General features: G+C 72.4%; 7 protein-coding genes and 1 pseudogene. 3 read left to right on the top strand and 5 right to left on the bottom strand.

The annotated features are described in order from the left end of the window. Positions 1-18 precede the first annotated feature (18 nt). From E6U81_RS32155 to E6U81_RS32170, 4 genes are read right to left on the bottom strand one after another with little or no spacing between them, the layout of a single operon-like run. Positions 19-495: a hypothetical protein gene (locus E6U81_RS32155; RefSeq protein WP_136233548.1), complete on the bottom strand. Its 477-nt coding sequence runs from the start codon at positions 493-495 to the stop codon at positions 19-21. Between the two features lie 9 nt (positions 496-504). After that, on the bottom strand, positions 505-942 hold the full coding sequence (locus E6U81_RS32160; RefSeq protein WP_136233549.1) for a hypothetical protein: 438 nt from the start codon (positions 940-942) through the stop codon (positions 505-507). 40 nt (positions 943-982) lie between these two features. Then, entirely contained in the window at positions 983-1,732 is a 750-nt protein-coding gene (locus E6U81_RS32165; RefSeq protein WP_136233550.1) for an ABC transporter permease subunit, read from the bottom strand. A 27-nt stretch (positions 1,733-1,759) separates the two neighbouring features. Continuing rightward, a complete protein-coding gene (locus E6U81_RS32170) occupies positions 1,760-2,671 on the bottom strand; it encodes an ATP-binding cassette domain-containing protein (protein WP_136233551.1) in 912 nt (303 codons plus the stop codon). Between the two features lie 108 nt (positions 2,672-2,779). On the opposite strand from E6U81_RS32170, the gene E6U81_RS32175 reads away from it, so the two are divergent. The 3 genes from E6U81_RS32175 to E6U81_RS32185 all read left to right on the top strand — a co-directional run bounded on the left by E6U81_RS32175 (position 2,780) and on the right by E6U81_RS32185 (position 5,872). Next, positions 2,780-3,958: a histidine kinase gene (locus E6U81_RS32175; RefSeq protein ID WP_136233552.1), complete on the top strand. Its 1,179-nt coding sequence runs from the start codon at positions 2,780-2,782 to the stop codon at positions 3,956-3,958. A gap of 4 nt (positions 3,959-3,962) precedes the next feature. Beyond that, a complete protein-coding gene (locus tag E6U81_RS32180) occupies positions 3,963-4,613 on the top strand; it encodes a response regulator transcription factor (RefSeq protein ID WP_031149987.1) in 651 nt (216 codons plus the stop codon). A gap of 101 nt (positions 4,614-4,714) precedes the next feature. After that, positions 4,715-5,872: an ROK family transcriptional regulator gene (locus E6U81_RS32185; protein WP_031149985.1), complete on the top strand. Its 1,158-nt coding sequence runs from the start codon at positions 4,715-4,717 to the stop codon at positions 5,870-5,872. Between the two features lie 146 nt (positions 5,873-6,018). On the opposite strand, the pseudogene E6U81_RS41345 reads toward E6U81_RS32185, so the two are convergent. Beyond that, positions 6,019-6,139, bottom strand: a pseudogene (locus E6U81_RS41345) (GntR family transcriptional regulator); the annotation flags it as partial.

Genomic DNA, 6,139 nt, shown 5'->3' on the forward strand with positions numbered 1-6,139 from the left:
GACGGCCCAGGCCGGGGCTCAGGCAGGCCAGGCGACCTGTCCGCTCCCGACCCGGAGCACCTCCGGGACCTCGGCTTCGTGGAACCTGAGGAATCCGATCCCCACCGTGCCGTCCCCGCGCAGGTGCGTCTCCTGCGCCCTTGCGGCCAGCCAGCAGAGCAGCTCACCGACCTCGTCGAAGCCGTCCGGGTGCATCTCCTGCCGGGACATCAGCGACCAGCCCTTCCGCGGCAGGTCGGCACGGCTGGCCAGTCCCGAGCACAGAACGCCGCCCACCCGCCACGCAGCGCCCTCCCCGGCGAGCAGAGGACGGGGATGGTCCTCGATCACCGGCATGTCCGCGTCGTCGAGCACCACGACCGGGAACGCGGTGACGATGGTCAGGCGCTCCGGCCGGGGCCCGATCCCCAGATGCCAGTTCAGCTCGGCCAGTTCCGGCTCGGAGATCTCGTCCCGCAGGTCGACGGCAATCATCAGCTCGTATACGTCGCTCACCCGGCCACCCTAAGGCGGATCTATCACCGTGGCCCCTGCCGTCAGCACGTAGGGGTCCTCGCCGTCCCGTTGTGTCACGCAGGCCACCAGCCAGTGCTCTGCGGCCCGCCAGAGGTGGACGTGGTCGGTGCTGCCGCTGAGCTCCTTCCACGGCTCCGGTATGTCCTCCCCCTCCATCACGCGGCCCCTCAGCGTCCCCAGGCTGAAGATCTGCGGGTCTCCCCACCGGTCGCTCACAGCCTGTGTGAGCGCCCCGTACTCGGCACTGATCTGGTCGGCGGCCTCGATCCGGCCCGAGCCGTCGTCGTCCCAGAACTGCCGTGTCCAGGACAGCCGCACCAGATGGAATCCCGGACCGCTGCTGCTGTCGACGTTCCGGACCGGCTCCTGCGGGAACTCCTTCGCCAGGAGCCGGTCGATCGTGTCGAGGTGCTCTGCCGTGGTCATGCCGTCAGTATCCCGAGCAGCACTGACAACTGGCCTGTTGTCACGCGTCCCTGCGGCGCACCGCCAGCCAGCCGCCGAGCACCGCGGCCCCGGCCCACAGGGCCATCACGCCGAGCCCGGTCCAGGGGCCGAGGTCGCCCTGCGTCTGGGCGTGCAGCACCAACTGCCCGGCGCGGTCCGGCAGGAACTGTGCCGCGCCGCCCGCGGCCTCACCGACGACGAAGGACACCATCAGGACGAAGGGTATGAGCAGGCTCAGGACGACCGCCCCGCTGCGCAGCACCGCGGTCAGCCCGGCCGCGAACAGTGCCATCAGCGTGAGGTAGAGCCCGCTGCCGACGACTGCACGGTAGGTACCCGGGTCTCCGAGCTCGAGGGCGTACTGCCCCATGAACGCCTGACCCGCGACGAAGGTGACCAGCCCGGTGATCTGACCCGCCAGCAGGGCCAGGACACCCACCGTCGCGATCTTCGACAGGTAGAAGCGGGTGCGGTTGGGCACCGCTGCCAGCGAGGTGCGCAGCGCCCCGTTGTGGAATTCGCAGGACACGGCGCCGGCGCCGAAGACCATGGCGGCGATCTGGCCGAAGGAGATGCCGTAGTAGGCCGCGAAGAGCGGATCGTCCCCCATGCTGCCGTCCTCGGACCGGCCGATGGCGGCTGCCGTCAGCGCCTGGATGCCCGCGGTGACGACGAAGACGGCTATGAGCCCCCCGAGGCTGCCGCGCAGGGACCGTATCTTGATCCATTCCGAGTGCAGGGTGGGGGCGGTGGGCAGAGCGGCGCGCATGGCGGGGCCTCCTGAAGGGTCGGGAAGTCAGTGGGTTGCGGTGAACTGCGCGTGATCGGCGGTGAGGTCGAGGTAGGCCTGCTCCAGTGAGGCGCGCTCGTCGGACAGTTCCAGCACGGGAATGCCCTCACGGGCGGCGAGGTTGCCGAGCTGCTCGGCCTGTATGCCCTCGACGGTCCATCGCCCGTCGTCCGTGCCGGCCAGCTCGAAGCCGTCCCGGGCGAGAGCGGTCCGCAGCCGGCCCGGTTCGGAGGTGCGCAGGCGCACCCTCCGGGTGCTGCGCGCGTCGATGAAGTCCTCCATCGACGTGTCGGCCAGCAGCTTGCCGCTGCCGAGCACGACCAGGTGGTCGGCGAGCGCGGAGGTCTCGGACATCAGGTGGCTGGAGACCAGCACGGTGCGCCCTTCGGCGGCGAGGCCGCGCATCAGCTCGCGGATCCAGATGATGCCCTCGGGGTCGAGGCCGTTGGTCGGCTCGTCCAGGAGGAGCACCCCGGGGTCGCCCAGCAGCGCGGCGGCTATGCCGAGGCGCTGGCGCATGCCGAGTGAGAAGGACTTGATCCGCCGCCCGGCCACGGACGCCATACCGGCCTGCTCCAGGACCTCGTCCACCCGGCGTGCCGGAATGCGCCCGGCCGCGGCGAGGAAACGCAGGTGGTCACGGGCGGTGCGCCCGCCGTGCGCCGACTGCGCGTCCAGGAGGGCGCCGACCCGGTGCAGCGGGTCGGGCAGGTCCAGGTAGCGCCGGCCGCCGATGCTGGCCGTGCCGGAGGTGGGCCGGTCCAGGCCCAGCAGCAGGCGCATGGTCGTCGACTTCCCGGCGCCGTTGGGGCCCAGGAAGCCGGTGACCCGCCCGGGCAGGACATCGAAGGTGAGGCCGTCCACCGCATGGTGGGCGCCGTATGCCTTGGTCAGTTCTCGGATCTCGATGCTGTTCATGGCTCAAGACTCGCTGCCGGCCCCACCCCCTTCCCTCCCCCATGCGAGGGTGCCGTCTCCCCCACGTGGGGGAGACGGCCGTGAGGAGGGCACTGCCACCATGGGGGCATGTACCGACTGCTGCGGGCTCCGCTCCAACCAGTGACCTATTCACGCTGGTTGCACCTCTGCGTGCCCCTGCTGGCGGTGGCCATATGGTTGTTCATCGTTCCGGAGTGGCCGTGGGGGCCGATGCTGCTCGTCCTGCCCTTCGGGCTGGTGCCCTGGGTGCGGCTGGCGGAGGGCCTCCAGGCGCAATTCCTGCTCACACCGCACGACCGTGGCTCCGCCGGCGGCGCCATAAGCCTTGCTCCTTCGGCCCATTGGGGCGATCGCTGGCGGACGGTGCTGTGGCTGGAGACGCGGATGGTCATCGCGACGGGTGCGATGGCCGCCACCGTCTGGATGCCCGCGCTGACCGTCGAGCTGTTCGCGAACGCGCTCGGCTTTTCACCGGATCCGGGGCCCCTGGCACCGCTCATACCCGAGCGTCGCTGGGTCGCCGCGCTGCTGGCGCCCGTTCCGCTCGTCGTCCTGATGGTCGTCGTGGTCCTGCTCGGCGAGTTGATCACTGCGATCGCCACCCGGCTGCTCGGTCCCTCGGCGGCCGAGCGGCTGAGCGCCCTGGAGGCGCGCACAGAGCAGTTGCTGGAGCGCACCCGGATCGCGCGGGAGCTGCACGACTCGATCGGGCACGCGCTGACCGTCGCCGTCGTGCAGGCGGGGGCAGCACGCGCCGCGGGTGATCCCGCCTTCACCGACCGGGCGTTGTGCGCCATCGAGGAGACGGGCCGGGCCGCTCTGGAGGACCTGGAGCGGGTGCTCGGGGTGCTGCGGGAGTCCGGGCAGCCGCCGTCGCAGCGGCCGACGCTGGCGGAGGCCGACCGGCTGCTGGAGTCGGCCCGGGCCTCCGGCTCCGAGGTGGACGCACAGCTGACGGGACCGCTGGAGAAGCTGCCGGGGCCCGTCACCCGGGAGGGGTACCGCATCCTGCAGGAGTCGCTCACCAACGTGCTGCGCCACTGCGGTCCCGTACCGGTCCGGGTGCGGGTGGAGATGGCTGTGGGCCGGCTGGACCTGGAGGTGACGAACGCACTGCCCGAGCGGCCCGGTGTCACGCTCGGCGGCGGCAGCGGACTGCGCGGAATTCGGGAACGGGCCGCGCTGCTCGGAGGGGAGGCCGACACAGGACCGTACGAGGGCGGCTGGAGAGTGCGCGCACGGCTTCCGCTGGAGCGAATACGCTGACCGGATGCCGGTTACCGTACTGCTCGTCGACGACGAACCCCTGGTCCGCGCGGGTCTGCGCGCCGTCCTGGACGCCCAGCCCGACATCGAGGTGGTGGGTGAGGCGGCCGACGGCGCCTCCGTGATCCCGCTCGTGCGGCAGTTGCGGCCGGACGTGGTGGCCATGGACGTGCGGATGCCGCTCCTCGACGGGATCGAGGCGACCCGCGCGGTGCTGCGTACGGTGGACTCCCCGCCGAAGATCCTCGTGGTGACCACCTTCGAGAACGACGAGTACGTCTACCAGGCGCTGCGGGCCGGAGCGGACGGGTTCCTCCTGAAGCGGGCCCGGCCTTCGGAGATCGTGCACGCCGTGCGGCTGGTGGCGGAGGGCGAGACCCTGCTCTTCCCCGCCGCTGTGCGGGCCCTGGCCGCGGAGTACGGCAACCGGCAGGCGCGGGCGGTGCTGGAGCGGGCCGCCCTGACCGAGCGGGAGGAGGCGGTCCTGCGGCTCATGGCGCGGGGGCTCACCAACGTGGAGATCGCGTCCGAGCTGATCATCGGTACGGAGACGGTCAAGTCCCATGTCAGTGCGATCCTGGCGAAGCTGGGGGCCCGGGACCGCACCCAGGCGGTGATCACGGCGTACGAGTCGGGCTTCGTCTCGCCCGCCTGAGAAGTAGGGCCTGCTCCGGCCGATGGGGGGCTGCTTCTCGCCGCCGCACCCGACGCGCAGTACGATCCGGCTGACAAGCTCGCTAGCTGGGAGGACACACGTTGGGGCAGCTGACCGGCGGGGATCCCTCTCTGCTTCGGCGGATCAATTCCGCGGTGGTGCTCCGTGCACTGCGCACGGCCGGGTCGCCGACCCTCACCGACCTCACACGGCTGACCGGGCTCTCCCGGCCGACCGTCGAAGGGGTCGTGGAGGGGCTGATCGGGACCGGGCTCGTGGTCGAGGCCGACGCAGAAGAGGGCGCGCGGCGGCAGGGGCGGCCGGCCAGACGGTTCCGGTTCCGGGCCGAGGCGGGGCACCTGCTCGGCATAGAGATCGGCTCGCACCGGGTCGCGGTCCTACTGTCCGGGCTGGACGGCCGCATCATCGGCGCGGGCACCAAGGAGGTCGCCGAGACGGCCTCGGCCGACGAGCGGCTGGAGCGGGTGCGTGCGGCCGTAGCGGATCTCCTGCGCCGCGCGGGCGTGCCGCGGGACTCCCTGCGGGCGGTCGGGGTCGGCAGCCCCGGGATCGTGGAGGCGGACGGCACCGTACGCCTGGGCACCGCCCTGCCCGGCTGGACCGGGCTGCCGCTCGGGGACCGGCTGCGGCGCTCGTTCCGCTGCCCGGTGCAGGTGGAGAACGACGCCAACGCGGCGGCCGTCGCCGAGCACTGGAAGGGCGCCGCCCGCGACACCGGCGACATGGTGTTCGTGATGGCGGGGCTCAGTCCCGGCGCGGGCTCGCTCATCGGCGGCCGGCTGCACCGGGGCTTCGGCGGAGCGGCCGGAGAGATCGGCGCCCTGCACCTGCTGGGCCGCGAGGCGACGCCCGAGCGGCTGCTGTCGACGACGGGCGAGCCGCTGCACCCGCTGGACGAGCCGGCCGTCGCCGAGGTCTTCGCGAAGGCCAAGCGGGGCGACGAGCGGGCGGTCGCCGCAGTGGAAAGGTTCCTGCAGCGCCTGGTCCACGACGTGGCGGCGCTGGTCCTGGCGATGGATCCGGAGCTGGTGGTGGTCGGCGGCTGGGCAGCCGGCCTGGACGGGGTCCTGGAACCCCTGCGCCGGGAGCTGGAGCGCTACTGCCTGCGCCCGCCGCGCGTGGCTCTGTCGCTGCTCGGCGAAGCGGCGGTGGCGACCGGGGCCCTCCGGCTCGCGCTCGACCATGTCGAGGAGGAGCTCTTCGCCGTGGAGAAGACCGTCACGGCCCGCCGCCGCTGACACCCCGTACAGCACCGCGCGGCACCCGCACTCGCCGCCCGCCCGCCCGTGCACCGTGGACGAAGCCGGTACGGCCGTGGCCCCGACCCCGCAGGTGCGGGGTCGGGGCCACGGCCGTACCGGCTCAGTACCCGCTTCGTCCGGGGTCAGGAGGCGACGGGCTCGTGCGTGATCTCGACGCCGCCCGAGTCCCCGAAGGTGAGGCGGCAGGTGTCGGCGCGGTAGGTGGCCACGGAGACCGCGGCCGTGCCCGCGGCGGTGAAGTAC

It is taken from the genome of Streptomyces sp. A0592 (assembly GCF_004795115.1).
Classification (GTDB): Bacteria; Actinomycetota; Actinomycetes; order Streptomycetales; family Streptomycetaceae; genus Streptomyces; species Streptomyces erythrochromogenes.

Coding starts and splice junctions, on each gene's coding strand:
- E6U81_RS32160 (WP_136233549.1), bottom strand. CDS start 942: ATGACCACGGCAGAGCACCTCGACACGATCGACCGGCTCCTGGCGAAG.
- E6U81_RS32165 (WP_136233550.1), bottom strand. CDS start 1,732: ATGCGCGCCGCTCTGCCCACCGCCCCCACCCTGCACTCGGAATGGATC.
- E6U81_RS32170 (WP_136233551.1), bottom strand. CDS start 2,671: ATGAACAGCATCGAGATCCGAGAACTGACCAAGGCATACGGCGCCCAC.
- E6U81_RS32175 (WP_136233552.1), top strand. CDS start 2,780: ATGTACCGACTGCTGCGGGCTCCGCTCCAACCAGTGACCTATTCACGC.
- E6U81_RS32180 (WP_031149987.1), top strand. CDS start 3,963: ATGCCGGTTACCGTACTGCTCGTCGACGACGAACCCCTGGTCCGCGCG.